This window comes from Labedella endophytica (assembly GCF_003990045.1).
GTDB classification, from domain to species: Bacteria; Actinomycetota; Actinomycetes; order Actinomycetales; family Microbacteriaceae; genus Labedella; species Labedella endophytica.
Genome location: NZ_RZGZ01000002.1, coordinates 1416002 through 1440585 on the forward strand (window position 1 = coordinate 1416002; position 24584 = coordinate 1440585).

Sequence of the window (24584 nt, forward strand, 5' to 3'; positions counted from 1 at the left end):
GTGTCGGTGCGGTCATCGGATCGAGCTCCTCATCGTCGGGGAGGGGGTGACGGCGTCGGCGACGCCCGGGTAGTTGGCCAGAAGGGGGGACTCGCGGAAGACGGCGGCGATCGCGCCGACCGCCCCCGCCAGGTCTCCGAGGGTGGAGGTGCGGAAGTCGGGAAGCGCCGGCGAGATCGACGCCAACTCGAATCGGAGCGCCGACCGGGCGGCGTCGACGAGGGCGGGGGCTACGTCGACGACGGGACCGCCGAGCACGATGCTCGAGGGGTTGAGCGTCATCGCCGCGGTCCCGAGGGCGCGGCCCACCGCCCCTCCGATGTCGCGGAGCACCGCATCGACCACGGGATGAGCGCGTGCGACCTCGCGTCGCAGGTCGTCGAGGTCGTTCACGTCCACACCCCGTCGGCGACACTCGGCGAGGATCTCGGGCGTCGCGGCGACGGTCTCGAGACATCCCGTCTTCCCGCATCGGCACGACCGCGTCCCGCCGGCCACGGCGACGTGTCCCAGTTCCCCGGCGAGCCCGGCGGATCCGACGACGAGGCGCCCTCCGATCACGAGACCGCCGCCGACTCCGTCGGAGAGCCGGAGGTAGATGACGTCGTCCCCACCGCTGCTGCCGATCGACAGAGCCTCGGCGAGAGCCGCGAAGCGGGTGTTGTTGTCGACGACGACTCGGGCTCCGAAGCGGTCGTGGAAAGCCTCGTCGATGCCCTCGGCCGGCTCCCTCCTGCCCCAGCTCATGCCCGGCTCGGCGGTGGTGGTCCGTGCGTAGGGCCCGGGGACTCCGATACCGACGGCCTGGAGGGCTCCGAAGTGGGTTCCCCGCTCCGAGGACACCTCCTCGATGAGGGCGAAGGTCGTGTCGAGGCGCGCGCGCCAGTCGATTCCGTCGTCGTAGCGGGCTGAGCCCGATGCGATGATCTCGTGGGACGCGTCGGCGACGGCGACCTGGACCCGGCGGTGGCCGAAGTCGACTCCGAGATACTGCCCGGAGCGGGGGTCGAGGGCGAGACGTTCCGCCGGCCGACCGCTCCCCGAGCGGGAGGTCGCATCGGTGTCGACGACGATGATGGCGCCACGGGCCAGGAGGCTGCCGGTGATCTCGGAGAGCGTCGTCCGTGAGAGTCCGACGACGGTGGCCAGCTCGCTGCGGCTGAGCGCGCCGCGCTCGCGGAGAGCCACGAGGACGCGGTCCTCGTGGGTCCGACGGACCAGCGCGTGCACTCCGATGGGCTTCACAACGCTCACCTTAGGGACCTCAGAATTTTTCCGTCAACCGCCCGGCAGAAAGAATCCGGCAATAAGTCGAAGCCCTGGCAGAACACATCCCGTCGCCTGGCCGACGCCGATGACACTCGCGCCTTTCACCCCCCGTCCGATCGTTCGCGCTCGACGCCCGGTGGGCTGTGGCAGACGACCGAATCGCCCTCCCGAGCGGCGCCTTCCGGCGCTCGTCGCCTCGATGACGTTCGCGGCCGACCGATCAGTCCTACTCGGCGGTCAACGCGTCACCGAGGGCTGCGAGAGCTGTGGCACCGAGCGAGGGGAACATCTGGGCGAGCTCGTAGACCGACGCCCCCGCGTACATGCGAGCCGTTCGCTCGTCCGACAACATGGGCAGGTGCTCGAGCACCGTCGGCCAGCGATCGTCGTCCTCGGCGACGGACCCGAGCTGCCGGAGGAGGATCGGCCAGCGCTGCGACACCGTCGTGCGCGAGGGCAGGGCCGTCAACGCCTCCCGCGCGTTGGCGTGCTGCGATCGGGTGAGGAGGTGCCGATCGGTGATCTCTCCGTGCTCGGGAAGACCGAGCCGCTCGAACTGCGAGGGCGGCGCATCGGCCTCCACCATCGCCGTGACGAGCATCCCCACCATCCGCCGTTCCAGCTCGGGATCGACCAGAGGGTGGAGCTGGTCCGGGTCCTCCAAGAGATCGAACAAGAGGGTGCCGAAGCTCCACGGGTCACCCCAGGCCGCAGCGGGCATCCGCAGGACGGGGACCTGCTTGCTGAACGCTAGCGGCGGGATCAACTCGGCCTCTCGCAGTTCCTCCGGGCGGAATCGCGACGCCATGTGGGTCGGCATGAGCGTGTGCTCGTAGAGCGGTCCGTTCTCCGGGGTCGCGCACGCCCGCATGTAGACGTAGCGACCATCCGTGACGTTGACGTGCCCGCCGAACGAGCCGAAGAGCCCGACCTCCCGCGGCCGGACGCCCTCGGCGAGGAGCGGCCCGATGGCGGAGCCGAGCATGTCGGCAGGCAGGGGAAGTCCGAAGTAGTCGAGGAGCGTCGCCCCGAAGTCGATGGTCTGCACGAGGGCGTCCGAGCGCTCCCCCGCTCGACCGCTCCTCGGATCCCAGATGAACAGCGGCGTATGGATATTCTCCTCGAACCACGGCTGCACGTTCTTCCCCCACCACCCGCGCTCGCCGAGGAGCAGTCCGTGGTCGGTGCAGACGATCAGGAGCGTGTCGTCCCAGAGGCCCTGCGCGTCCATCTCGTCGAGGACGCGTCCGAGCGACTCGTCGCACATCGTGAGGAGGGAGCTGTACTGCTCGCGCATGTGCGCGATCTCGGCATCCGATTCCCCCACCCGGCCGTAGTCCGGCCAGTCGTAGGCGCCCTCGTCCATCGTCGGGGCGTCGTCCTCGGATCTGTACCAGCGCCGATGCTCCGGATAGCTGACGAACGGCTCGTGGGGGTCGAAGCACTCGATCTGGAGGAACCAGGAGTCCTCGCCCGAGTTCGTGCGCAGGAACTCGATGCCCGCGTCCACCGTGAGGGTCTGGGGGTGGGTCTGCGCCGTCGGATAGTACTGGCGGTTGATCCGGTCCTGCCGCACGATCGCTCCCGTGCGACGGCTCACCGTTTCGACCGGATCCGGGTCGCCGACGTGACCCTTCCACCGGTCCCCTTCCTGGCCGCGGAAGAACTCGAACGTGTCGTAGCGGGAGTGGTAGGTCGCCCCGCCGTCCTCCCAGTAGTGCTGGTGATCGGTGACGAGGTGTGTGTACACGCCCGCGTGCGAGAGCAGCTCGGGGACCGAGTCGTCGAAGGGCTCGAGCGGGCCCCACGAACGGTGCAGGAAGTTGTAGCGTCCCGTGTGCATCTCGCGACGGGCCGGCATGCACGGCATACTGCCCGCGTAGCAGGTGTCGAACGTGACGGATCGCTCGGCCAGGCGCTCGAAGTTCGGAGCATGGACGCCTTCAGCACCGTACGGCGGCAGGAATCCTCGGTTGAGGGTGTCGAACATCACCATGATCGCCCGCACGTCAGCTCCTCGCCGATCCTGTAGCGTCGACGCCGCTCGGAGCTGTGACACCCGACGCGTCGAACTCCTCCAGCGTGCGCTCAAGCCACCCGATCCACGTGTCGATCTCGAGCATCCCCCGACGGTGGGACGCGTCGGCCAGGACGTTCGCCCGCTCGACGTCCAGTTCCTCGATCGGGTCCGGATAGGTCCGGGTCCTGTCCCGATCGCGGGATTCGGCGACCTGGCGCCGCCGCGCGTCGAGCTCGGTGACGAGGAGATTCCGCAACGACTCCGGGTCGAGCGCGCCGGCGATGTCGAAGCGCACATGGAAATCCGCATCCTGGAACCGCGACGGCGGCGCGTACGGTTCACGCGACCATCGGACGACCTCGGCGCGTCCGGCCTCCGTCATCCGGTACACCTTCGCGTCGGGGCGACCCGTCCGGGGGTCGACGACGTGTCCGATCCACCCGGCGTCCTCCATTCGTTTCAGGACGCGATAGATCTGGCTCTGATCGGTGTTCGAGCGATAGAACCGCCCCTCGCGCTGCATCCACTTGCCGATGTCGTACCCGCTGACGGGTCCTCGCGCGAGGAGGCCGAGGAGGATGTACTCGAGTTTCATATGCCGCCATTCTCCTGCGATCGGCTCTCAGACGGCACCCCGGACGGAATCGCCCGCTCACGTCGTCGTCGTCCGCTCATGCGGCAGGGTTCACGGTCTGGGCCAGCCGGGAGCGTTCGCGGCGCCGTTCGGCCTGAACGACGGGGTCGGCGACGGGCGCCGCGAGCATCAGCTGTCGCGTGTACGGGTGCTCCGGTGATGCGGTCACCTGGTCGGCCTCCCCCGTCTCGACGAGGCGCCCGCGGAACATCACAGCGACCCGGTGGCACATCTCTCGGACCACCTGCAGATCGTGCGAGATGAAGAGGTACGACACCCCCGTACGTTCCTGAATGCCGATGAGCAGGTCCATGACACGCGCCTGGGTGGACAGGTCGAGGGCCGACAGCGGCTCGTCGCAGATGATGAGACGCGGCTCGAGTGCGAGGGCACGGGCGATCGCGATCCGCTGTCGTTGGCCACCCGAGAACTGCCGGGGGAAGCGCGACTCGGCGTCCGCCGGCAGATCGACCTGCTCGAGGAGCTCCCGCACGCGGGACGCTGCATGAACGCGCTTCAGCCCCGCCGCCCTGATCGGCTCGGCCAGGATGTCGCCGACACTCATGGACGGGTTGAGCGAGGTGTAGGGATCCTGGAAGACGACCTGGATGTCGGCCGCGAGCGCTCGACGTCCGCGGCGTCCGAGTGCGTCGATCCGGCGTCCGTCGAACGAGATCGATCCCGCAGTGACGGGCGCGAGACCGAGCACGGCACGGCCGAGCGTGCTCTTCCCCGACCCGGACTCGCCGACGAGGCCGACACATTCCCCCGCTCCGATCTGCAGGCTGATGCCATCGAGCACGCGATTCCCGGCGCGGCGGCCAGAGGCACGGTAGGTCACGACGAGGTCCTCGATGCGGAGGAGAGGTTCGGTCGTATTCATGAGGTCTTCCTCCTCGAGACGGGCACCACGGGCGCCCTCAGGCGGGTGCCGTTGGGTATGGCGGACAGCAGTTGCTTCGTGTAATCCTCGCGAGGATCGGCGAACACCGCCGTCACGTCGCCCTCCTCGACGACCCGACCGGTGCGCATGACGACGACACGTTGGCAGAGGTCGGCGACGACACCGAAGTTGTGCGTCACGAGGAGGACCGCCATGCCGCGTTCCTCCTGGAGCCGCCTGAGCAGGTCGAGGATCTCGGCCTGGACGGTCACGTCCAGGGCCGTCGTGGGCTCGTCGGCGATGAGGAGCGCGGGGTCGCACGAGACGGCACCCGCGATGAGGACCCTCTGGGCCATTCCTCCGCTGATCTGGTGCGGGTAGGAGGCGAACGTGCGCGCGGGATCCGCTATCCCGACCTCCTCGAGCAGTTCGAGGGCACGGGCTCGCGCGGCGGATCGGGAGAGTCCTCGAACCGCACGCAGCGGCTCCGTCAGCTGGGCGCCGATCGTGAAGGAGGGGTCGAGGTTCGACATCGGCTCCTGCGGGATGTAGGCAATCCGCGACCCGCGAAGCCGCGCGCGCTCCGTCGGCGACGCGGCGAGCAGGTCCCGGCCGTCGAAGTGCACGATTCCGCGCCGGATCGAGGCCTCCGGCGGGAGCAGGCCGAGGATGCTGAAGGCCGTCTGCGACTTGCCCGATCCGGACTCGCCCACGAGCCCGACGACCTCGCCGGCCGCGATCGAGAATCCAACGTCGTCGACGACGACGGAGACGCCGTTCCCCGCCGGGTACCCGATCTGCATCCCGCGGACCACCAGGAGGGAGGTGTCGTCCGGCGTCGGATCCGCGGGAGCCTCCGGCGGGACGCGCCGGGCACGGCTCGGCGCCGATCGACCGTTGACGCTGTCCCTCAGGGCGTTGCCGACGAGGGCGAGTGAGGCCACCGTGATCGCGATCGTGATCCCCGGGGGGAAGACGAGGTGCGGGGCAGCGTAGATGTTGGTGAAGGCGTCGGAGAGCATCTGCCCCCAGCTCGGCGTCCCCTGCTCCCCTAACCCCAGGAACTGGAGCCCCGTCTGGACGAGGACGGCGGCCCCTGCACTGAACGACGCCTGGATGATGAGAGGACCGCGGACGACGCCGAAGACGTGGCGGGCGATGATGCGCGCGTCACTCAGCCCGGAGACGCGCGCCGCATCGACGTACAGCTCGTTGCGCACGTTCTGAACCGCTGTCCTCGCCAGCCGGAAGAAGCCGGGCGACAGCAGGATGCCGAACATCGCCATGACGGGGATCGTCTGCGGCCCGATCGCCGCGATCACGGCCAGGAGGAGCACCATTCCAGGGATCGCGATGACGATGTTCGCACCCCAGCTCGACACGCTGTCCCACCACGAACCGTAGTAGCCGGCCAGCATCCCGGCGGGAACGCCGACGACGACGGCCACCACGAGCGTGACGACGGTGCCGATGAGCGTCAGTCGCCCGGCGAAGAGGAGCCGTGAGAGGACGTCGCGGCCCGCTCCGTCTCCCCCGAGGAGATGGCCGGCTTCCGGACCCTGACGCGCGAGACCGGGGACGACCTCGTTGGGTCCGAACGGCGCGAGGAGGGGTGCGGCGATGCTGACGACCACGACGAGGACCAGGACGACGAGCGACGCGAGAGCGAGCGGATTGCGCAGGAGCACGCGCAGGACACCGCGACGGGCAGGATCGGTGGCGGTCGCGGCGACCACTCCGGCGATCGGGGACGGGGAGGTCATGCGACACGCACCTTCGGATTGAGCCAGCCGTTCAGCAGATCGATGGCGAGGTTGACGACCACCACGACGAGGACCATCATCACGACGACGCCGATGACCTGGGGACTGTCGCCGCCGACCGTGGCGTCGAGCACCATGGAGCCGATCCCCGGCAGCGCGAAGATCCGCTCGATGACGACGGTACTGCCGAGAAGACTGATGAATTCGAGCGAGAGCACGGTGAGCCCCGCTGGAGCGGCGTTGCGCAGGGCATGCTTCAGCACGATGCTTCGCTCGGGGAGACCGCGGCTGCGCAGGGTCCGCACGTAGTCCTGGCTGAGCGTGTCGATCATCGCGCCGCGCACCTGCTGCGCTGTGGATGCGACGGAGCTCACAGAGATCGCCGTCACGGGCAGCACGAGCGCGAGCGCCCACCCGTCGGCCGATCGGGCGAACGGCACGTAGCCGGTCGCCGGGAACCAGCCGAGTGTGATGGCGAACGCGAGCACGAGGATGAGCGCGAGCCACACGCCCGGCATCGCGAAGCCCGCGATTCCGACGATCTGGACAGCACGGTCGATCCATCCTCCGCGGTACGCCGCGAACACTCCGAGGAGGACGCTCACGACCCCGGTGACGACGACAGCCGCGACGGCCAACGACAGCGTCACCGGGAGCCGGTCGAGCAACGCGTCCGTCACCGGCTGGAACGTCAACCAGGAACTGCCCAGATCGCCCCGGATCGCGTGCTGCAACCAGTCGACGTAGCGCGTGAAGATGTCGCGGTCGAGACCGAGCTCGGCGAGCTTCGCCGCGATCTGCTCGTCGGTCGCGTTCTCCCCGAGGAGGGTCCGAGCAACGTTCGTGCCGTTCGCGTTCAGGAGGAAGAACGTCGCCGTCGCGATCACCCACACCATCACGACTCCGGCGAGGAGTCTGCGCACGAGGTAGGTCAGCATGCCGCGTCGACCTCCCCCACCGTCGACGTGATCGTCGTCCCGCTCACGATGCTGGTGCGTAGTTCGCGATCGACGGGACGATCTGCAACGCCTGTGCATCCACGTCGACGCCCGCGGTCGAGAAGTAGACGGCGTCGGGGAAGTAGGCGGGGACGAACCAGGCCTTCTCCACGAAGAGCGTGTCGAGCGCCCGGTAGGCCTCCACCTGCGCGTCTCCCGACGTCGTCCGGATCAGGTCGACGGCAGCCTGGATCTCCGGGTCGGTGTTGCCGAGGGGGTTCCACGGCGCGTCGGACGCGCCCCAGAAGTTGATTCCCTGCCACGGGTCGCTCGACTGCAACTGGTACCAGACGGCGGCGTACTTGCCGGAGAGGTATTCGTCGTTGGTCTGCGCCTGCGGGACCTGCGCCCAGTCCACGGTGATCCCCACGGCGCCGAGCTGCTCGGTGAGAAGGGGCGAGAGGTTGGCGTAGACGGGTTCGGGGATGGTCATCGAGAATCCGTCGGCGTAGCCCGCCTCGGCGAGGAGCTCCTGAGCACGGTCTGGGTCGTACTCGTACGCGCCCTCGAGCGACTCGTCGTACGGTTCGGACTTCGGATTGAACACCTGGTTCGTGATCGTGCCGGACCCGTCGTAGAGGGTGTCGAGGATCGCCTCGCGGTCGATCGCGTAGTTCAGGGCCTGACGCACGCGCTCATCGGCGAGAGCGGGCACCATCGTGCCGTCACGGTCGAAGAGGAACAGGCCCTGGAAGCCGGGACCGGGGGACGTGGTGACCGTGAGGCCCGCGCCCTCCGCCTGTTCGGCGTTGATCGCGTCACCGGTGGCACCGTCCACCTCGCCGCTGCGGACGGCGTTGAACCGTGCGGTCGCGTCCGTGATCGGCTTGATGACGATGCGATCGTACGGATACGCCTCGGCGTTCCAGTAGTCGTCATTGCGCACGAACGTGTACTGCACCGTCTTGGTCGTCTCGGCCTCGTCGAGGACGTAGGGTCCGGTGCCAACCGGGGCGTCGGCGAGGGTCCCCGCATCGATCGAGTCGGGGCTGGCCATTGCACCACCGGGAAGCGCGAGCTGCCGGATGATGCCGGGATCAGGCTGCGTGAAGACGAGGTCGACACTGGTCGCCGAGTTCACGACGATGTCCGAGATCGCGGCGAATGCCACACTCGAGGTCCCCGTCCCCTCCCGGGTCGCCTCGATGTTCGCCTTCACTGCATCCGCGTCGAAGTCGCTGCCGTCCGTGAAGACGACGTCGTCGCGCAGCGTGAGGCTCAGCGTGGTCTGGTCGTCGTTCCACTCCCACTCGGTGGCGAGGTCCGCGACGTACTCGCCGTCCGGTGCGATCTGAATGAGCGTGTCGTAGACGGGCTGGTAGTACTGCACATAGTGCGCGTCTCGCGAATCTGCGGGTGCGAACGAGTTGATGTCCACGGCGCTCGCGAGCGTCAGGGTCTGTTCACCTCCCTCCGCTGAGTCGCTACCGGTCGAGCAACCGGCGAATGCGAGCGAGAGGGCGGCTGCTGCGGCGATCGTTGCTGCAGCTTTCCGACGACGAACCATGACGTACTCCTTCGTACAGGTGTGTGGCTTGCAGCCACCATAGGGGACATGTCCTTTAGGTGCAACGACCTATATGCCTTTTGTGCCGAGCGGCGAGGGGCAAGCGGCGAGCGGCGAGCGGCGAGCGGCGAGCGGCCGCACGATCCCGCACCCCTCCCGTGAGAGCGCTCTCCCGCGCGGTAGGCTTCATCCCAGATCACCGACAGCTGGAGCACCCATGAGCGACGACGCCCGCCGTTTCCCCGACCACTTCCTCTTCGGAGCGGCCACCGCCGCCTACCAGATCGAGGGAGCCGCCCACGAGGACGGTCGCACCGACTCCATCTGGGACGCGTTCAGCCGCGTACCGGGGGCGGTCATCGATGCGCACAACGGCGACGTCGCGACGGACCACTATCACCGCTACCGCGACGACGTGGCGATCATGAAGGAGCTCGGCCTCCAGACCTACCGCTTCTCCACGTCGTGGGCGCGCGTGCGGCCCGACGGCGGACCGGCGAACCCGAAGGGGCTCGACTTCTACTCGCGCCTCGTCGACGAGCTCCTCGGCGCCGGGATCAAGCCGTGGCTCACCCTCTACCACTGGGACCTTCCGCAGGCCCTCGAGGAGCGTGGCGGCTGGACCAACCGCGACACCTCCGAGGCCTTCCGCGACTACGCGATGACGGTGCACGAGGCCCTCGGCGACCGCGTCGACGTGTGGACGACGCTCAACGAGCCGTGGTGCTCCTCGTTCCTCTCCTACACGGCCGGCGCGCACGCCCCGGGTCGGCAGTCGGTGGAGGACGGCCTCGCCGCCGCCCACCACCTCATGCTCGGACACGGACTCGCCGTGCAGTCCCTCCGCGAGGCGGACCCGGCGCTCGAGATCGGGATCACGCTCAACCTCACGGTCGCGAAGCCCGTCGATCCGAGCAACGAGGGCGACGTCGACGCCGCGCGCCGCATCGACGGCCAGTTCAACCGCTTCTTCCTCGAACCGATCTTCCACGGCGTCTACCCGCAGGATGTCATCGACGACGTCGCCGGGAACAACTTCGAGTCGTATGTGAAGGACGGCGACCTCGACATCATCTCCACGCCGATCGACGCCCTCGGCGTGAACTACTACCACGGCGAGCACGTCACCTCCACGAAGCCGCCGGTGGAGACGGGCGGTCAGGCGGAGACCGAACGCCCCATCCGTTCCCCCTTCCCGGCCGCCGAGAACGTGTACTGGCAGCCGCAGGACCTCGAGACCACGTCCATGGGCTGGGAGATCGAGCCGTGGCTGCTGCGCGACCTGCTCGTGCACGTGGACGAGGAGTACACGGGACCCGCTGGGACCGCGATCTGGGTCACCGAGAACGGCGCGGCGTTCGACGACGTGCTCGAGGACGGCGCCGTGCACGACGACGACCGCTCTCGCTTCCTCGCCGGCCACCTCGAGGCGATCCTCGACACGATCGACGACGGTGTGAACGTGCGCGGGTATTTCTACTGGTCGCTGCTCGACAACTACGAGTGGGCCTGGGGGTACCACAAGCGCTTCGGGATCGTGCGCGTGGATTACGACACCCAGGAGCGCATCATCAAGGACTCCGGGCTCTCGTACCGGGACATCATCGCAGCGCGCGCTCTGCCCGCCCGCGCCCTGCCCGCCCGCCCGTAGCCCGACCTCGACCCGGACGCCGATCGCCGTGAGCACCGTCACCCCCCGCCACACCGTGCGTCATCCGCCGACGCTCGAGGCGGTCGCCGAGGCCGCCGGTGTCTCGCGCGCCACCGTGAGTCGCGTGGTGAACGGGTCGCCGCGCGTGCGGGGCGAGGTCGTCGAGGCGGTGCAGAAGGCGATCGCCGAGCTCGGCTACGTTCCGAACCGCGCAGCCCGCTCGCTCGCCTCCAGTCGCACCCATTCGATCGCGCTCCTCGTACCCGAGGAGGTGTCGCGCTTCTTCGGCGACCCGTACTTCGCGAGCTTCACGACCGGGCTCGACCGCCGTCTCGCCGCCAGCGAGTACGTGCTCAACCTCGTCGTGGCGCGCGACGACCCCGATCGCAAGGCCGTGCGCTACGTGCGCGGCGGCAACGTGGACGGCGCGATCGTGGTGTCGCACCACAGCGGCCACGAGTTCCTCGCGCAGCTCGAGGGTGTCGTCCCGATCGTGTTCGGCGGGCGGCCCGAGGCCGGCATCAGCGCGGAGCCGTACTTCGTGGACGTCGACAACGTCGCGGGCGGCCGACTCGCCACCGAGCACCTGCTCGGTCTCGGGCGTCGACGCATCGCGACGATCGCGGGACCGGTCGACATGACCGCCTCCATGGATCGACTCGCCGGTTTCCGCGCGGCCATGGACGACGCCGGCCTCCCGTCCACCGCGATCGACTACGGCAACTTCACCGCGCCGGGTGCCGCCGCTGCCATGCGCCGCCTCCTCGAGGAGCAGCCGGATCTCGACGGCCTCTTCGTCGCATCGGACCTCATGGCGACGGGCGCGCTCCGTGTGCTCGCAGCCCGCGGCATCCGTGTGCCGGACGACATCGCGATCGTCGGCTACGACGACAGCCCCGCCGCGACCTGGGGCGAGATCGGTCTCACGACGGTGAGCCAGCCGTCCGAGCTCATGGGCGCGACGACCGTCGACGTGCTGCTGCGGCTGCTCGGCGGCGACCCCGACGTGCCGCACGCGAACATCGTGCCCACCGAGCTCATCATCCGCGAGTCGGCGTGACGCGCGGGCAGCGGCGGACCGGGCTGCTCGTGATCGCCGGGCTCGCGCTCCTCGTCGTCGTGGTCGGGATCATCGCGGTCCCGATGATCGCGCAGACGATCATCAACGCCGACCACCTTCCCGAAGCGGTGGGCTCGGAGGTCGTCATGACGAAGGAGCAGGCCGAGCTGATGGACCGCGGCGACGGCTTCCCTCTCTGGGGTCCCGTGTTCCTGCTCTCGGTGGCCGCGCTCGTCGTCGCGATCTTCGTCGTGGCGCTCCGCTGGCCGGAGAAGCGCGGCTAGACGCTGCGTGGGCTCCCGACACGCGGGGCTCTCGACGCACAAGGCTCTCGACGCACAGGGCTCTCGACGCGCAGGGGTCTCGACGCACGGCACCGGGCAACGCCCGCCGGTCACCGACCCGACGCGCCCACTAACGTCATGGCCGAGTAGGCCTGGGCAGGCGGATGGCCCACACGCCCCGGCTTGTTCTCGGCGTCACGGATTCCCACCCGCAAGGTCCGCGGGCGGTCTAGATCTGCTCTTGGTGGTGTGCGTCCACTGCCAGTGGCCGGGGCCTCGGACATGCGGGACCCCGTCCGGCATGGACAACTCCCACGGCCCCGAATCGATGCTCTGATGGTGGCCCCAGCAGAGCAGTACCCCGTTGTCGGTGTGGGTTCGGCCGCCGTCCCGCCAGGGGATGACGTGGTGCACTTCGCACCACCCCGCCGGGGCGGTGCAGCCCGGTATCACGCAGCCACCGTCCCGGGCGGCGATCACTCGGCGCTGCGAGGGGGTGAAGCAGCGTTGCACGGACCCGAGGGCGAGCGCTCGGCCTTTGTCGTTGAAGATGATCTGTTGCATGCCGCGGGAGTCGATCAACTTCTCGATCGCGTCGACGGAGATCGGGGTGTCCATACCGTCGATCGCTCCGACGCCCCAGCCGGTATCGAGCGCCGCCTGCGTGACGGTCACGGAGATCGCGGGAGCCGACCCGGCGAGCTCGGGAGCGTCCTTCACACGCGCCGCAGCGCTGAGGATATCGGCGAGGGTGTCGTGTCGCTTCTGCTGCGGGAGTCGGTCGTCGACGTGGTCGACGAGGGAGTCCGGGTCGGCGAACGATACCTTCCGCACGTGCGCTTCGAGGAGCCGCTTGAACGATGCGCCGATCTCGAGGGTGAGGAGCCCGTGCACGGGAATCAACCCTTCCGGAGTCTCGCGCCCGATCGTGAACCGCCGCTTCCTCCGAGCCACTTCCTCCCGCGGGCAGGCCCCGTCGGGGTCGATGGTCTCGAGGAACAGTTGCACCTGCCCACGGACCAGATCCGCGCGCAGCGGGGGGTGATCTGGAGTGCCGGCGGCGAGCTTCACAAGCGACTCCTCCGCCTGAATCAGGACGGCATTATCCACACGGTTCCCGACCCCGTCGAGGGCGTCGATGATGATCGTCGCGACGTCGATGCTCAGGTTCCCGGCGAACACCGCCGCGGCGACCGCGGGATGCGCCGATCCTGTCTCAGCGCCCGTCAGTGACGCTCCGCAGTTGAGCGATTCGCCCACACGGATGCGCCGCTTCGCGTCCCGATCCGCCGCCGATGTCAGCATCGCGACGGCATCCACGGCGGACGCGTAGCCGAGAGCGCCGAGGGTGTCGATCGGTCCCTGCGTGCGCTTGTCAGCCTCCCCCGCCAGAGCGACACGGGCGGCGTCCACGAGACGGCCGAGGTGCTCCACATCGCGCAGCGCCGTGATGTATTCCGGGGCGGACAACCGTGCCGGGGCGAGGGCGGCGACGGGGCCGGCGAGGAGCTCGATCGCGTCCCCGATCCGCTCCTGGAGGACCTCGCCCTGTCTGCTCATACGTCTAGTGAACAGCACACCACCGACATTCGGACGGTATCCGGAAAGGGAGTCGGTTTCTTCGTCGAAGCCGGCCTGTGGACGACAAGCGGGAAGCGCCGACACAGTTTTCGAGGGCGACAGATGTGGCACGAGGGCGCCACCTCTACGTGGCGCCCTCGGTCGGGAGTAGCACTCTCGACGGACGCGACCGGATTCTCGAAGACGGCTAGTCGCCGCCTCCGCCGCCGCCGCCGTCTCCACCGCCGCTGTCACCGCCGCCACCGCTATCTCCGCCACCCCCGTCGAAGGAACCACCGCCGTCGTTCGAGTCGCCGTGGTGCCCATGGCGGTCGTCTGCCGAGGAGCCTCCCACGTACACGCCCCCGTCGCTTCCCGAACCGTCACCCCGGCGGCGCTTCCCGGCACCTCCCGAGACCGACCCCACGATGATCAGCACCACGACCACGATGCCGACGGCACCCGCGATCATCCACCCCAACGTTCCGTCCACACTCAGCCCCGTTCCGTCGTCGATACGAGCGACTCTAGAGCCCGACGGCCAGCAAGGACATGGGCACCCGTTCCCCGGAACGCCTACTGGTAGGTGACCAGGTCCACCTCGGGCGTCACGTCGCGCATCGTCTGCTCCGGCGTGAGCATCGGGAGATCCTCGTCGTAGAAGTTCTTCCACCCCCAGGCCATGCCCGCCGGGGCGTCGGCGTGGAGGGCGCGCCAGGTGGCCTGCTTGTCGGGTTGGCCGCCCTGACCGTCCGCGTGGATGAGCAGTTCGAGCTCCGGGTGGGACATGTCGACGTCCTGGCGGTTCTCGATCATGTCGAGCCGGAACTGGTGCAGCACGAACATCTTCGGCGGCAGGCTCTCGCGGTTCACGAGGTCGGCGAGCCAGTCGGAGACGGTGTTGATCTCCTGTGCGGAGACCGAACCGATCTGGGTGAGGTGCTTCTCGTCCGGCGCGAGGCGCCACTCGGGGTCGAGGGCGAGGCCCACGTTGGGCTTCGCGAGCAGCGACTCGTAGAGCTTCGCCTGGGTGAGGAAGTCGGTGCGGCCGGGCTGCAGGTCGATCACGACGTACACGCCGGCGTCGGCCGCCGCGTCGATGTACGGCTCGAGCCGGCTCGTCGCGAGTTCGTTGGAGAAGTTACCGTCGTCTCCCGCATCCCCGGCCGCGACGGTCGCGATGATCTCGAGCGTCGGCACGACGGTGCGGTCCGTGAGGCCCGCGTACTCGGCCGCCGTCGTCCTCGCACGTTCGATCGTCGCCGGCACGTCCTGCTCGCCGAGCACACCGAGCACGGGCACCTCGGGTGCCCCGTAGAGCGCCACGTACAGCCGGTCGGCGAAGAGGTGCTGGCCGCCTCCCGGCAGCTCGAAGCCGGTCGCGGCAGTGCGGACGGCCCAGTCCGGATCGGGAAGCGTGCCGAAGGCCTCACCGAGGAGCAGGGTGGACGCGGCCCCGGCGTCGTGGAGCGCCCCGATCGCGGCGGTCGAGCCGAGCGGATCGGCGGCGCCCGCCGGGAGCACGGTCGCCGGAACACCGGCGGCACGAGCAGTGGCGAGGGCCGCGGCGTCCCCCGCAGCGTCCGTGCTGAGCGCGATCGTTCCCTCGAGGGGCGCGGCGGGCTCGGGCATCGGATGGATCGGGGCGGCCGAGGCCGAGGGTGTGGAAGTGGAGCGCTCGGGGGCTGGCAGGGCGGCGATCGCCGCGGGGGTCAAGTCGTCGGGGCTGTCCGAGACGTCCATCCCCGTCGCCTCGCGGAGCGCCTCGGCGTCCGCGTCGCTCGCGACGACGTCGAGGTCGCCGAACGACTCCGCATCCACGTCGCCGACGGCGATCACGGTGGCGGCACCGAGGCGTTCGATCTCGTCGTCGAGCGCCGAGGCCTCGGGCTCGGCTGTGGAACCGCCGGCCGGCTCGTCCGGCGCGCCCGTCGAGGACGGAGCCGGCGAGGCGGACTCGGCCACGGCTTCGCCTCGCCCGTCGAGCAGGAGGGGAACGCCGAGCTCCACCGCCACCTGGGCGGCGAGGAAGCTCGCGTCGTCGTCGTCCGCGCTCACGACGACCAGCGGGGTGGATTCGAAGAGCGAGCGACTCGTCTCGATCGCCCGGGTCGCGGCGTCCGCGTCGGTCACCGCGGTGGTGCCGTCGGCGGGCCGCACGGTCGTGACGGTCGCGTCCGCCTCGGGCTCCGGGGCGGTGGTCGTGCAGCCGACGAGTGCGAGCACCCCGGCGAGGGCGACGGACACGGAGACGGAACGGACGACGCGAGAGGGCATCGGTTAAGGCTAACCGAGACGCCCGACGCGCAGCACCGAGAACAGCGGACCATCGGATGTCGAGGGCGTGAAGAGTCGTCCCGTCATTCGAGGGCGAGCGCCGTCGCGTCGAAGCGGCGATGACCGCGACCAGGACGAATGCGTGCAGCCGTCCGCCTGTCAGGCCGCTCGCAGGCCGTCGAAGGCCACCCGAAGCAGCGAGCGCGCCAGAGCACTGTCGATGCCGGCACCGGAGGCGCGGATGCTGTGCGCCAGGCCGCACGTGAGGTGCAGCACCGTAGGGGCGTCGACGTCCGCTCGGAGCAGCCCGTCCTCACGCGCTCGACTCATCAGCTCGGCGAGCTGGGCGATGAGCGCGTCGCGCGCCGTGGCCGTCTGAGGAAGCACGACCTCCGACCGCAGGGTCACCTTCTCGAACAGGGCATCCTCCACGAGGAGAGCGATGTGGGCCTCGAGCGCCCGCTCGAGCTGCCCTGGAGCGGTCTCCTGCAGGATCGCATCGAGCGCATCGAAGCGATCCCAGACGAGCGTCTCCTCGAGCTCCTCCACCGTCGCGAAGTGTCGGTACACGGTGCCGACTCCGACGTCCGCCGCGCGGGCCACCGCATTGAGGGCGAGGACCTCACCACGGGATTGGAGGTCGCGGGCCGCGTCGACGATCCGCTCGCGATTGCGAGCGGCATCCTTCCGCATCTCCGTCATGACACCACTATATCCGGATGAGTGATCCAATCGGATTACTTATCCGTATAGAGTCGACGTCATGACCACATCCCACCGCCCTCTCGCCGTCATCACCGGAGCCAGCTCCGGCATCGGAGAGCAATTCGCCCGTCGATACGCCCGCGAGGGCTTCGATCTCCTCCTCATCGCCCGTTCGGAATCGACCCTCCGTGTGATCGCAGACGACCTGTCCGCGCGACACGGTGTCGGCGTCGATCTGTTGGTCGCGGACCTCTCTCGCGCGGCCGACGTCACCCGCGTCGCCGAGCATCTCCTCACCGGGCTCCCCCGCCTCGACCACCTGGTGAACTGCGCGGGTGCCTCCGTTGAGGGCGATCTCGCCGACGCCGACGAGACGGCCCTCCGACGAATGATCGACCTCAACATCACCGCCCTCACCCTGCTGACGAGAACGGCGATCATCCGCATGCGTGCGGCCGGCTCCGGCACGATCATCAACGTCGCGAGCGCCGCCGCCTACCAGCCCATTCCGCATCTCGCGGCCTATTCGGCATCGAAGTCCTTCGTGCTCATGCTCACCGAGGCGATGTCCGAGGAGAACAGGCCGTTCGGACTGAGGATCCTCGCGGTCTCGCCGGGCGACACCGAGACACCCATGAACCCGGGGGCTGCGCGGGGCAAGCGCGCACCGGAAGAGGTGGTCGAGACGGCCTGGAAGGCGCTACCCGGACGCGCTCCGTCCGTCGTCGACGGACGCGCCAACAGCATCCTCGCCGCGGTCTCGACACGACTCCTCCCGTCGCGGACCCGCCTCCGCGTCGCCGAGCGCATGATGCGCGACAAGGCCTGAGCTGCGCGATTCACGGACGGCGCGGAGAACCCGACGATGAAATCCGACGGACAATAGAGGAGTGACGATCCACGACCTCCCCCCGACCCAGGCGACGGACACCCTCGGCGACGATCAGGCGCTCCGCCTCCGGGCCGACTTTCCCGCCCTCGCCCAGTCGGTGAACGGGCACCCGCTCGTCTACCTCGACTCCGGTGCCACATCGCAGAAACCCACGGCCGTGCTCGATGCGGAACGCCGCTACCTCGAGACCACGAACGCGGCCGTGCACCGCGGCGCCCACACGCTCGCGGCCAATGCGACCGAGCTCTACGAGGACGCGCGCGCGACCGTCGCCGCCTTCGTCGGGGTGGACGCCGACGAGATCGTCTGGACGTCGAACGCCACGGAGGGCATCAACCTCGTCGCCTATGCGTTCTCGAACGCGAGCGTCGGGCGCGGGGGCGCGGCGGCCGAGCGCTTCCGCCTCGGGGTCGGTGACGAGATCGTGGTCACCGAGGCCGAGCACCACTCCAACCTCGTGCCGTGGCAGGAACTCGCGTTCCGCACGGGGGCGACACTGCGCTTCGTCCCCGTGGACGACGACGGCGTTATCCGCGCCGAGGCCGCCGCCGAGGTGATCGGGGAGCGCACGCGAATCGTCACGTTCACGCACGTCTCGAACGTGACGGGAGCCGTGAGTCCCGTCGCGGAGATCGTCGCCCTCGCGCATGATGTCGGCGCTCTCGTGGTGCTCGATGCGTGCCAGTCCGCGCCGCACCTGCCACTCGATCTGCGCGCGCTCGACGTGGACTTCGCGGTCTTCTCCGGGCACAAGATGCTCGCGCCCACCGGCATCGGCGCGCTCTACGGCCGCAGCGAGCTACTGAACGCGATGCCGCCCTTCCTCACCGGCGGATCGATGATCACGACCGTCACGATGGAGGAATCCGCCTACCTCCCGGCGCCTCAGCGCTTCGAGGCCGGCACGCAGCGCGTCTCCCAGGTGATCGCCCTCGCAGAGGCCGTGCGCTACCTCGACGCCGTCGGCATGGAGCGGATCGCCGCTCACGAACACGCGCTCGGGGAGCGCCTCCTCGCCGGCCTCGCGGACATCCCCGGGGTGCGCGTCCTCGGCCCCCCGGACTCGGCGGGCCGCGCCGGTCTCGTCGCAATCGACGTGGAGGGGGTGCACGCGCACGACGTGGGCCAGTTCCTCGACGACCGCGGTATCGCCGCCCGCGTCGGACACCATTGCGCCCAACCGCTGCATCGTCGGCTCGGGGTGACCGCGTCAACGCGCGCGAGCACCTACCTGTACAACACGACCGCCGACGTGGACGCGTTCCTCGAGGGCGTCGCGGGCGTCCGCTCGTTCTTCGGGGAGGAGTGATGGGATCCCCCGAGCTCGCGAGCCTCTACCAGCAGGTCATCCTCGACCACTCGAAGCGCAAGAACGGCTTCGGGCTGCTCGACGGCGCAGCGGCCGAGTCGCACCAGTTGAACCCCACGTGCGGGGACGAGATCACCCTGCGGCTGCACCTCGCCGACGACGACACGATCGAACGCATCTCTTGGGAGGGCGCCGGCTGCTCCATTTCGATGGCGTCAGCGTCCCTGCTCCACGACGTCGTGGCGGGGCTCACTCGCGAGGAGGCCCGCGACCGCATCGCGCTCTTCCGCGAGATGATGCGCTCGAAGGGCGCCGGCGTGGAGGACGACGAGCCGCTCGGCGATGCCGCGGCGCTCGAGGGCGTCTCCCGCTACGTCGCCCGCGTGAAGTGCGCGATGCTCGGCTGGGTCGCCTTCGAGGACACCCTCACCCTCTCCTCCTGACCCCTCCCCCCCCTCTACCGCGAAGTGCGGACTTTCGTCCCCTCCGACGCGTTTTGGACGACGAATGTCCGCACTTCGCGGGAAGAGTGAGCGAAAGTCCGCACGTCGCGACCACACGTTCCCTGAGCCTGTCGAAGGGTGACGACCAGAGACGGCCGCGACACGCTTCGACAAGCTCAGCGACCGGCACGGTCAGGCGGTCGCGAACGCGGCCTCGCGGGCGAGGAGGGCGCGCTTGACCGGGATGCCCCACGCGAAGCCGGCGAGTCCGCCCGCGGTGTTGATGACGCGGTGGCACGGGACGAAGAGCGCCGGGGCGTTGCGCGCGCACGCGCTCGCGGCGGCGCGCACGGCTCGTACGTTCCCGGTGCGTGTGGCGAGCTCGGTGTACGTGATCGGCGCTCCCGGCGCGATGCGGCGCAGCTCGGCCCAGGCGATGTTCTGCAGCGGCGTGCCGAAATGATGCACCGGTACGGCGTCGATCGCGCGTACGTCGCCCGCGTAGAACGCGTGCACCGCCGACGCGTTGTGCGACGGCCCGGACAGCACCTCCGGCCGGTTCTTCGGGGCGAGGCGAGCGAGCACCGCCTCCGTGGAGTCGGTCCAGCCCGACGACAGCACGCGACCCTCGTCGTTCTCGAGCAGGGTGAACGCACCGTCGGGGGTATCGATCGTGTGGACGAGCGCGGTCGCGGTCATGCGTGTTCCTTCGAGGTCGTGGAGGGGTCGGGGATCGATGCGGCGCGGCCCGATGCGGGGGCACGGGCGGACGCATCGGATCGTCTGACGGGCGCGGCATCGGCCGCCGCCCGCCAGAGGTGCATCGAGAGGTAGCTGCGCCAGGGGGCGAACGCGGTGGACTCGGCGGCGAGCGCCGCATCCCCGTCGGGCAACCCGAGGGCACGAGCGCCCGAGCGGATGGCGACGTCGCGGCGGACGAAGACGTCGGGGTGGCCGAGCGCCCGCATCACGACGTAGTCCGCCGTCCACGGTCCGATCCCGCGGATGGCGGTCAGGCGTTCCGTCACGTCGTCGCGCGTATCGGCGAAGTCGATCGTGAGCGAGCCGTCGGCGAGCGCGGCCGCCACGCGTCGCACGGTGTCGGTGCGGACGGCGGGACCGCGGAGGATCTCGTGGGCGTGTTCCGCGATCGCCGCCGGGGCGGGGAAGAGCCGGTGCGGCCCGGCGTCGTCCGTCCCCAGGACGGGGTCACCCGCAGGTGCGGCCTCGAGCGGCACAGCCTCACCGAGGGTCTCGACCAGGCGCGTCAGCTGCGTGCGCGCGGATGCGACCGTGACCTGCTGCCCGAGCAGTGCGCGCATGAGCATCTCCCCCGCGTCGAGCGCGCCGGGGACCCGGATGCCGGGCACGCGCGCGACCGACGGGGTGAGACGCTCATCGCGTGACAACACGCCGTCGACGGCCGCAGGGTCCGCGTCCAGGTCGAGCAGCCTCCGCACCCGACCGAGGAGCGCCGGCAGATCGCCGAGGTTCTCGAACCGGACGACGGCGTCGATGCGCGGGCGACCACTCGAGCGCTCCGGCGCCGTGAGGTCGACGATCGCAGCGCCCCGCGGCAAGCGGACGGTTCGTGCGTAGCGACGCGGTCCCACGAGCTCCATGCCCGGCACGGCGCGTGGCACGAACCAGCCGAAGAGCCCGTCCACGTCGAGCGGCTCGCGATACGGGAGCGCGAGGCGGATCGAACCGGCGGCCTGCTCCGCTCCGCGCTCGGGGACGGCCCGTGATCGGCTGCGCAGCGCCGACGGCGTGAGATCGAACACCTCGGCGACGGTGTCGTTGAACTGGCGGATGCTCGAGAATCCCGCGGCGAACGCCACGTCCGCCATCGGCATCGCCGTGCCCGTGATGAGGGCCCGCGCGTTCTGTGCGCGTTGGGCGCGAGCGAGCGCGATCGGCCCCGCGCCGAGCTCGGAGACGAGGATGCGGTTCAGCTGGCGGGCAGAGTACCCGAGACGCCGGGAGAGGCCGTCGACGCCGTCGCGCTCGACGACCCCGTCGGCGATGAGGCGCATCGCGCGGGCGGCGACGTCCTCGCGGAGGTTCCACTCCGGGCTACCCGGCGTCGCCTCGGGCAGGCAGCGCTTGCACGCGCGGTAGCCGGCGAGGTGGGCGGCGGCACTCGTGGGATAGAAGGTGACGTTCGCCTCCTTCGGGGTGCGCGCCGGGCAGCTCGGGCGGCAGTAGATGCCCGTGGTGCGAACCGCGGTGACGAAGCGGCCGTCGAAGCGCGCGTCGCGCGACTCGATCACGCGGTACCGCTCTCCGAAGTCCATGCCTCCACCCTGCCGCACGCAGTCGACACTGGCTAGCGGAAATCGGACACGGCCGTGGGGCACGAGCCTGAAGCTGCCGCGACACGCTTCGACAAGCTCAGCGACCGAGCATCCCGGAGCCTGCGAGGATGGCGGCATGTCCGCCGAGCGTCCCGACGTCTTCCGTGCCGTGGCGTGCATGGAACCGTCTCGGTGGTGGTGGATCACGAGGCCCCGACGGATGCTTCACTATGACGCCTTCTGGGACGACGGGCGCATCGAGTACGACGTGGATCTCGTCGAGTACATGTACCGCCGCGCCCCCGCCGACTACAGCGTCGTCAAGAAGGCGATCGACGACGCCTGTCCGCCGGAGGGCACGGGAGCCTGGGTGGAGTACCCCTACGGCAACATCCTCCCCGACCCGTCGAAGCGCGTCTTCTGACCCGGACCGCATCCGACTGTCGCCTGAGGCCACTCGCGTAGCCGATCGCTGGAGACTGTCGAGGCCTTGCACCGCTGTAAACGCGAGACGAGACTCGAAGAGTGTCCGCGGTTCACACCGCGCGGCCGTTCAACGACGAAAGGGATACGCATGCAGTTCCGCACACTCGGAGGATCCGGCGCCGCCGTGTCCGAGCAGGCTCTCGGCACGATGACGTTCGGGGCCGAGGCCACCGAGGAGACGTCCCACGAGATCCTCGACGCGTTCGTCGAGGGCGGGGGAACCTTCATCGACACCGCCGACGTCTACAGCGCGGGGGTGTCCGAGGAGATCATCGGTCGCTGGCTCGCCCAGCACCCCACGGAGGCCGCGCAGACCGTCATCGCGACGAAGGGCCGTTTCCCGATGGGCGACGGACCCAACGACATGGGTATCTCGCGCCGTCACCTGCGCACCGCGCTCGACGCGTCGCTCACCCGCCTCGGCGTGGAGCACGTCGACCTGTACCAGATGCACGCGTGGGACGCCTTCACACCGATCGAGGAGACACTCCGCTTCCTCGACGACGCCGTCACGGCCGGCAAGATCGGCTACTACGGCTTCTCGAACTTCCTCGGCTGGCAGCTCACGAAGGCCGTGCACGTGGCGAAGGCGAACCACTTCGCGGCTCCCGTCACGCTGCAGCCGCAGTACAACCTGCTCGTGCGCGACATCGAGCACGAGGTCGTCCCGGCGTCCCTCGACGCGAACATCGGGCTGCTCCCGTGGTCACCCCTCGCGGGCGGCTGGCTGAGCGGCAAGTACGAGAAGGACGTGTCGCCGACCGGTTCGACGCGTCTCGGCGAGAACCCGACGCGTGGAATGGAGGCGTGGAAGGAGCGCAACGAGAACCCGCGCACGTGGGCCGTCGTCGACGCGCTCAAGGAGATCGCGGACGGGCACGGAGTGTCCTCCTCGCAGGTGGCCCTGCGCTGGCTCGGCGACCGCCCGGCCGTCACGAGCGTCATCCTCGGCGCCCGCACCGTCGCCCAGCTGCATGACAACATGGGCGCGACCGAACTGGTCCTCTCCGAGGAGGAGACGCAGCGCCTCACCGACGCGAGCGCCCCGACGCCGGACGACTACCCGTACGGCACGGCCGGCGTCGCCCAGCGCGAGCGGAAGCTCACCGGCCGCTGACCCGCCCTGGCTCCGCCCCCCTCCCGCCCCGCGAAGTGCGGACTTCTGTCCCCGGATCACCCGATTCGACAGCAAAAGTCCGCACTTCGCGGTGAGAGGGGACGGAAGTCCGCACGTCGCGGAGTCGTCGACACCTCACGAGGGTGGTGGGGGGGTGGGGGGGGTGGGGACGTGTGCCCATGGACCCGGGGCCGGTCCCGTTCCTAGGGTGGGGCCATGGCTGACTACCCCGAATTCATCCCCCAGTCCGGTGCGTGCCTGGTCTCGAAGAACGTCGTCACCGGCGCCGGTCGAGTGCGCTGGATGGTGCGCGAGGAATCGAAGGCGCCGGCGGACAACGGATGGCGTATCTTCAGCGACGTCGACTCCAGCGAGTACCTGGCGGACTCGGGCAACCTCCAGATCGTGTCGTTCAACCAGGCCTGCGCGATCGAACCCGCACTTATCGGTATCTACGACTTCCCCGTCGGAACCGACCTGCAGCTCGTGAGGGACGCGTCGGGCCTGCACATCATCGACGCGACCACGGGCCGCGAGATCCCCTCCGAGAACTTCTACGTCGCCGAGGCGATGCGAGCAGCAGCCCCACCGAAGAGCTGAGCCCGCCCTCCCTGAGGTGTCACAATCTGTGGTCATCCGTCCCTGGAGGGGGACAGATTGCGACACCTCAGGGACGTTGGAGGCGTTTCCGCATGACCTCGATCGCGGCGGGGTTCGAGTCCACGAGCACGTAGTTGCGGCCGAGCTCCGCCGCCGCCGCTCCCGTGGTGCCGCTGCCGGCGAAGAAGTCGAGCACCCAGTCGCCTTCGCGGCTCGATGCCTGCACGATGCGACGCAGCACGCCGAGCGGCTTCTGCGTGGGATACCCGGTCTTCTCGTTGCCCGTCGGCGAGACGATCGTGTGCCACCACACATCCGTCGGGAGCTTGCCGCGCGCCGCCTTCTCGGGCGTCACGAGGCCCGGCGCCATGTACGGCTCGCGATCCTCCGAGCCCAGGAGGGCCTCAGGCGGGTGATCTTGAAGGAGCATGCGTTTTTCTCTGCGACGCCTATCGACATTGGGCCGATGAACCCGCCCGCGGACATGGTGATCGGCGCCGATCAGACTTCGGTCTAGCAGGATGTCCAGCGTGTTCACGTCGCGACAGAAACGGCACGTTGTCGAGGAAGACGGACGTTCACTCGTCGACCCTCTGGATGTCCTACCCCGTGCTAGATGCCTACCCCGTGGAAACACGATCGGGCAGGCAGACGGGTCGGGCTGCGTCCGTCGCCACCGGAAAGTCGGATAGCCGGAGCAGAGGCGCGCCTCGAGCCGGTGGTAGTTCTCTGGCGGCTGGACCTGAATGGAAGGTTCGCTGAGTCGCGAGGGCTTCCGCAGTCCGCCCGAAAGACTAGCCGCGGCCCTCGACCTAGAGTCCGCCAACCG

23 protein-coding genes are annotated in these 24584 nt (G+C 69.5%); 9 read left to right on the forward strand and 14 right to left on the reverse strand.

The window, feature by feature from the left end:
- Positions 1-12 precede the first annotated feature (12 nt).
- From ELQ94_RS10130 to ELQ94_RS10160, 7 genes are all read right to left on the reverse strand, one after another.
- Positions 13-1254, reverse strand: coding sequence for an ROK family transcriptional regulator (locus tag ELQ94_RS10130; protein WP_127049696.1), 1242 nt, complete (start codon positions 1252-1254; stop codon positions 13-15).
- A gap of 241 nt (positions 1255-1495) precedes the next feature.
- The gene (locus ELQ94_RS10135; RefSeq protein ID WP_127049698.1) at positions 1496-3277 is read right to left on the reverse strand and encodes a sulfatase family protein; all 1782 of its coding nucleotides are present in this window, start codon (positions 3275-3277) and stop codon (positions 1496-1498) included.
- 1 nt (position 3278) lies between these two features.
- The gene (locus tag ELQ94_RS10140; RefSeq protein WP_127049700.1) at positions 3279-3884 is read right to left on the reverse strand and encodes a PadR family transcriptional regulator; all 606 of its coding nucleotides are present in this window, start codon (positions 3882-3884) and stop codon (positions 3279-3281) included.
- 76 nt (positions 3885-3960) lie between these two features.
- The gene (locus ELQ94_RS10145; RefSeq protein ID WP_127049702.1) at positions 3961-4806 is read right to left on the reverse strand and encodes an ATP-binding cassette domain-containing protein; all 846 of its coding nucleotides are present in this window, start codon (positions 4804-4806) and stop codon (positions 3961-3963) included.
- Positions 4803-6569: a dipeptide/oligopeptide/nickel ABC transporter permease/ATP-binding protein gene (locus ELQ94_RS10150; protein ID WP_127049704.1), complete on the reverse strand. Its 1767-nt coding sequence runs from the start codon at positions 6567-6569 to the stop codon at positions 4803-4805. The genes ELQ94_RS10145 and ELQ94_RS10150 overlap by 4 nt, the downstream gene beginning before the upstream one ends.
- Complete coding sequence (locus ELQ94_RS10155) at positions 6566-7507, reverse strand: ABC transporter permease (RefSeq protein ID WP_127049706.1); 942 nt, start codon at positions 7505-7507, stop codon at positions 6566-6568. Before ELQ94_RS10155 ends, ELQ94_RS10150 begins: the two co-directional genes overlap by 4 nt.
- Positions 7508-7550: 43 nt before the next feature.
- On the reverse strand, positions 7551-9074 hold the full coding sequence (locus tag ELQ94_RS10160; protein WP_127049708.1) for an ABC transporter substrate-binding protein: 1524 nt from the start codon (positions 9072-9074) through the stop codon (positions 7551-7553).
- 217 nt (positions 9075-9291) lie between these two features.
- Between ELQ94_RS10160 and ELQ94_RS10165 the strand changes: the two genes are divergently transcribed.
- Genes ELQ94_RS10165 through ELQ94_RS10175 form a run of 3 tightly spaced genes read left to right on the forward strand, consistent with a single transcriptional unit; the run spans position 9292 to position 12069 of the window.
- Positions 9292-10725 (forward strand): GH1 family beta-glucosidase, encoded by a 1434-nt coding sequence (locus ELQ94_RS10165; RefSeq protein ID WP_127049710.1) that lies wholly within the window; start codon positions 9292-9294, stop codon positions 10723-10725.
- A gap of 28 nt (positions 10726-10753) precedes the next feature.
- Positions 10754-11785 carry a LacI family DNA-binding transcriptional regulator gene (locus ELQ94_RS10170; RefSeq protein WP_243696953.1) on the forward strand — a complete coding sequence of 344 codons (1032 nt, stop codon included), beginning with the start codon at positions 10754-10756 and terminating at the stop codon, positions 11783-11785.
- Positions 11782-12069, forward strand: coding sequence for a hypothetical protein (locus ELQ94_RS10175; RefSeq protein WP_127049712.1), 288 nt, complete (start codon positions 11782-11784; stop codon positions 12067-12069). The genes ELQ94_RS10170 and ELQ94_RS10175 overlap by 4 nt, the downstream gene beginning before the upstream one ends.
- 195 nt (positions 12070-12264) lie before the next feature.
- Here ELQ94_RS10175 and ELQ94_RS10180 read toward each other — a convergent pair whose 3' ends face one another.
- The 4 genes from ELQ94_RS10180 to ELQ94_RS10190 form a co-directional block, all read right to left on the reverse strand.
- Entirely contained in the window at positions 12265-13629 is a 1365-nt protein-coding gene (locus ELQ94_RS10180; protein WP_166404721.1) for an HNH endonuclease signature motif containing protein, read from the reverse strand.
- A 208-nt stretch (positions 13630-13837) separates the two neighbouring features.
- Positions 13838-14122: a hypothetical protein gene (locus ELQ94_RS17685; RefSeq protein ID WP_166404723.1), complete on the reverse strand. Its 285-nt coding sequence runs from the start codon at positions 14120-14122 to the stop codon at positions 13838-13840.
- 83 nt (positions 14123-14205) lie between these two features.
- A complete protein-coding gene (locus ELQ94_RS10185) occupies positions 14206-15906 on the reverse strand; it encodes a hypothetical protein (RefSeq protein ID WP_127049716.1) in 1701 nt (566 codons plus the stop codon).
- Between the two features lie 159 nt (positions 15907-16065).
- Positions 16066-16608, reverse strand: coding sequence for a TetR/AcrR family transcriptional regulator (locus tag ELQ94_RS10190; RefSeq protein WP_127049718.1), 543 nt, complete (start codon positions 16606-16608; stop codon positions 16066-16068).
- Positions 16609-16669: 61 nt separating this feature from the next.
- Between ELQ94_RS10190 and ELQ94_RS10195 the strand changes: the two genes are divergently transcribed.
- The 3 genes from ELQ94_RS10195 to sufU all read left to right on the forward strand — a co-directional run bounded on the left by ELQ94_RS10195 (position 16670) and on the right by sufU (position 19255).
- Positions 16670-17440 carry an SDR family NAD(P)-dependent oxidoreductase gene (locus tag ELQ94_RS10195; RefSeq protein ID WP_127049720.1) on the forward strand — a complete coding sequence of 257 codons (771 nt, stop codon included), beginning with the start codon at positions 16670-16672 and terminating at the stop codon, positions 17438-17440.
- 61 nt (positions 17441-17501) lie between these two features.
- A complete protein-coding gene (locus tag ELQ94_RS10200) occupies positions 17502-18812 on the forward strand; it encodes a cysteine desulfurase (RefSeq protein WP_424977125.1) in 1311 nt (436 codons plus the stop codon).
- Positions 18812-19255 carry a Fe-S cluster assembly sulfur transfer protein SufU gene (sufU, locus tag ELQ94_RS10205; RefSeq protein WP_127049722.1) on the forward strand — a complete coding sequence of 148 codons (444 nt, stop codon included), beginning with the start codon at positions 18812-18814 and terminating at the stop codon, positions 19253-19255. Before ELQ94_RS10200 ends, sufU begins: the two co-directional genes overlap by 1 nt.
- A gap of 192 nt (positions 19256-19447) precedes the next feature.
- Here the strand turns inward: sufU and ELQ94_RS10210 are convergent, their stop codons facing one another.
- Together ELQ94_RS10210 and ELQ94_RS10215 are read right to left on the reverse strand one after the other, a co-directional pair.
- Positions 19448-19954 (reverse strand): methylated-DNA--[protein]-cysteine S-methyltransferase, encoded by a 507-nt coding sequence (locus tag ELQ94_RS10210; RefSeq protein ID WP_127049724.1) that lies wholly within the window; start codon positions 19952-19954, stop codon positions 19448-19450.
- On the reverse strand, positions 19951-21552 hold the full coding sequence (locus ELQ94_RS10215) for a DNA-3-methyladenine glycosylase 2 family protein (RefSeq protein ID WP_127049726.1): 1602 nt from the start codon (positions 21550-21552) through the stop codon (positions 19951-19953). Before ELQ94_RS10215 ends, ELQ94_RS10210 begins: the two co-directional genes overlap by 4 nt.
- Positions 21553-21772: 220 nt before the next feature.
- Between ELQ94_RS10215 and ELQ94_RS10220 the strand changes: the two genes are divergently transcribed.
- From ELQ94_RS10220 to ELQ94_RS10230, 3 genes are all read left to right on the forward strand, one after another.
- The gene (locus ELQ94_RS10220) at positions 21773-21976 is read left to right on the forward strand and encodes a hypothetical protein (protein ID WP_166404725.1); all 204 of its coding nucleotides are present in this window, start codon (positions 21773-21775) and stop codon (positions 21974-21976) included.
- 150 nt (positions 21977-22126) lie between these two features.
- On the forward strand, positions 22127-23155 hold the full coding sequence (locus ELQ94_RS10225) for an aldo/keto reductase (RefSeq protein ID WP_127049730.1): 1029 nt from the start codon (positions 22127-22129) through the stop codon (positions 23153-23155).
- Positions 23156-23371: 216 nt separating this feature from the next.
- Positions 23372-23755 (forward strand): DUF2185 domain-containing protein, encoded by a 384-nt coding sequence (locus ELQ94_RS10230; RefSeq protein WP_127049732.1) that lies wholly within the window; start codon positions 23372-23374, stop codon positions 23753-23755.
- Positions 23756-23822: 67 nt separating this feature from the next.
- Here the strand turns inward: ELQ94_RS10230 and ELQ94_RS17750 are convergent, their stop codons facing one another.
- A complete protein-coding gene (locus ELQ94_RS17750) occupies positions 23823-24581 on the reverse strand; it encodes a DNA-methyltransferase (RefSeq protein WP_424977128.1) in 759 nt (252 codons plus the stop codon).
- Positions 24582-24584: the final 3 nt, after the last annotated feature.

Coding starts and splice junctions, on each gene's coding strand:
- ELQ94_RS10150 (WP_127049704.1), bottom strand. CDS start 6,569: ATGACCTCCCCGTCCCCGATCGCCGGAGTGGTCGCCGCGACCGCCACC.
- ELQ94_RS10160 (WP_127049708.1), bottom strand. CDS start 9,074: ATGGTTCGTCGTCGGAAAGCTGCAGCAACGATCGCCGCAGCAGCCGCC.
- ELQ94_RS10195 (WP_127049720.1), top strand. CDS start 16,670: ATGACCACATCCCACCGCCCTCTCGCCGTCATCACCGGAGCCAGCTCC.
- ELQ94_RS10220 (WP_166404725.1), top strand. CDS start 21,773: ATGCTTCACTATGACGCCTTCTGGGACGACGGGCGCATCGAGTACGAC.
- ELQ94_RS10230 (WP_127049732.1), top strand. CDS start 23,372: ATGGCTGACTACCCCGAATTCATCCCCCAGTCCGGTGCGTGCCTGGTC.
- ELQ94_RS10190 (WP_127049718.1), bottom strand. CDS start 16,608: ATGACGGAGATGCGGAAGGATGCCGCTCGCAATCGCGAGCGGATCGTC.
- ELQ94_RS10165 (WP_127049710.1), top strand. CDS start 9,292: ATGAGCGACGACGCCCGCCGTTTCCCCGACCACTTCCTCTTCGGAGCG.
- ELQ94_RS10210 (WP_127049724.1), bottom strand. CDS start 19,954: ATGACCGCGACCGCGCTCGTCCACACGATCGATACCCCCGACGGTGCG.
- ELQ94_RS10140 (WP_127049700.1), bottom strand. CDS start 3,884: ATGAAACTCGAGTACATCCTCCTCGGCCTCCTCGCGCGAGGACCCGTC.
- ELQ94_RS10145 (WP_127049702.1), bottom strand. CDS start 4,806: ATGAATACGACCGAACCTCTCCTCCGCATCGAGGACCTCGTCGTGACC.
- ELQ94_RS10155 (WP_127049706.1), bottom strand. CDS start 7,507: ATGCTGACCTACCTCGTGCGCAGACTCCTCGCCGGAGTCGTGATGGTG.
- ELQ94_RS10180 (WP_166404721.1), bottom strand. CDS start 13,629: ATGAGCAGACAGGGCGAGGTCCTCCAGGAGCGGATCGGGGACGCGATC.
- ELQ94_RS10225 (WP_127049730.1), top strand. CDS start 22,127: ATGCAGTTCCGCACACTCGGAGGATCCGGCGCCGCCGTGTCCGAGCAG.
- ELQ94_RS10215 (WP_127049726.1), bottom strand. CDS start 21,552: ATGGACTTCGGAGAGCGGTACCGCGTGATCGAGTCGCGCGACGCGCGC.
- sufU (WP_127049722.1), top strand. CDS start 18,812: ATGGGATCCCCCGAGCTCGCGAGCCTCTACCAGCAGGTCATCCTCGAC.
- ELQ94_RS10185 (WP_127049716.1), bottom strand. CDS start 15,906: ATGCCCTCTCGCGTCGTCCGTTCCGTCTCCGTGTCCGTCGCCCTCGCC.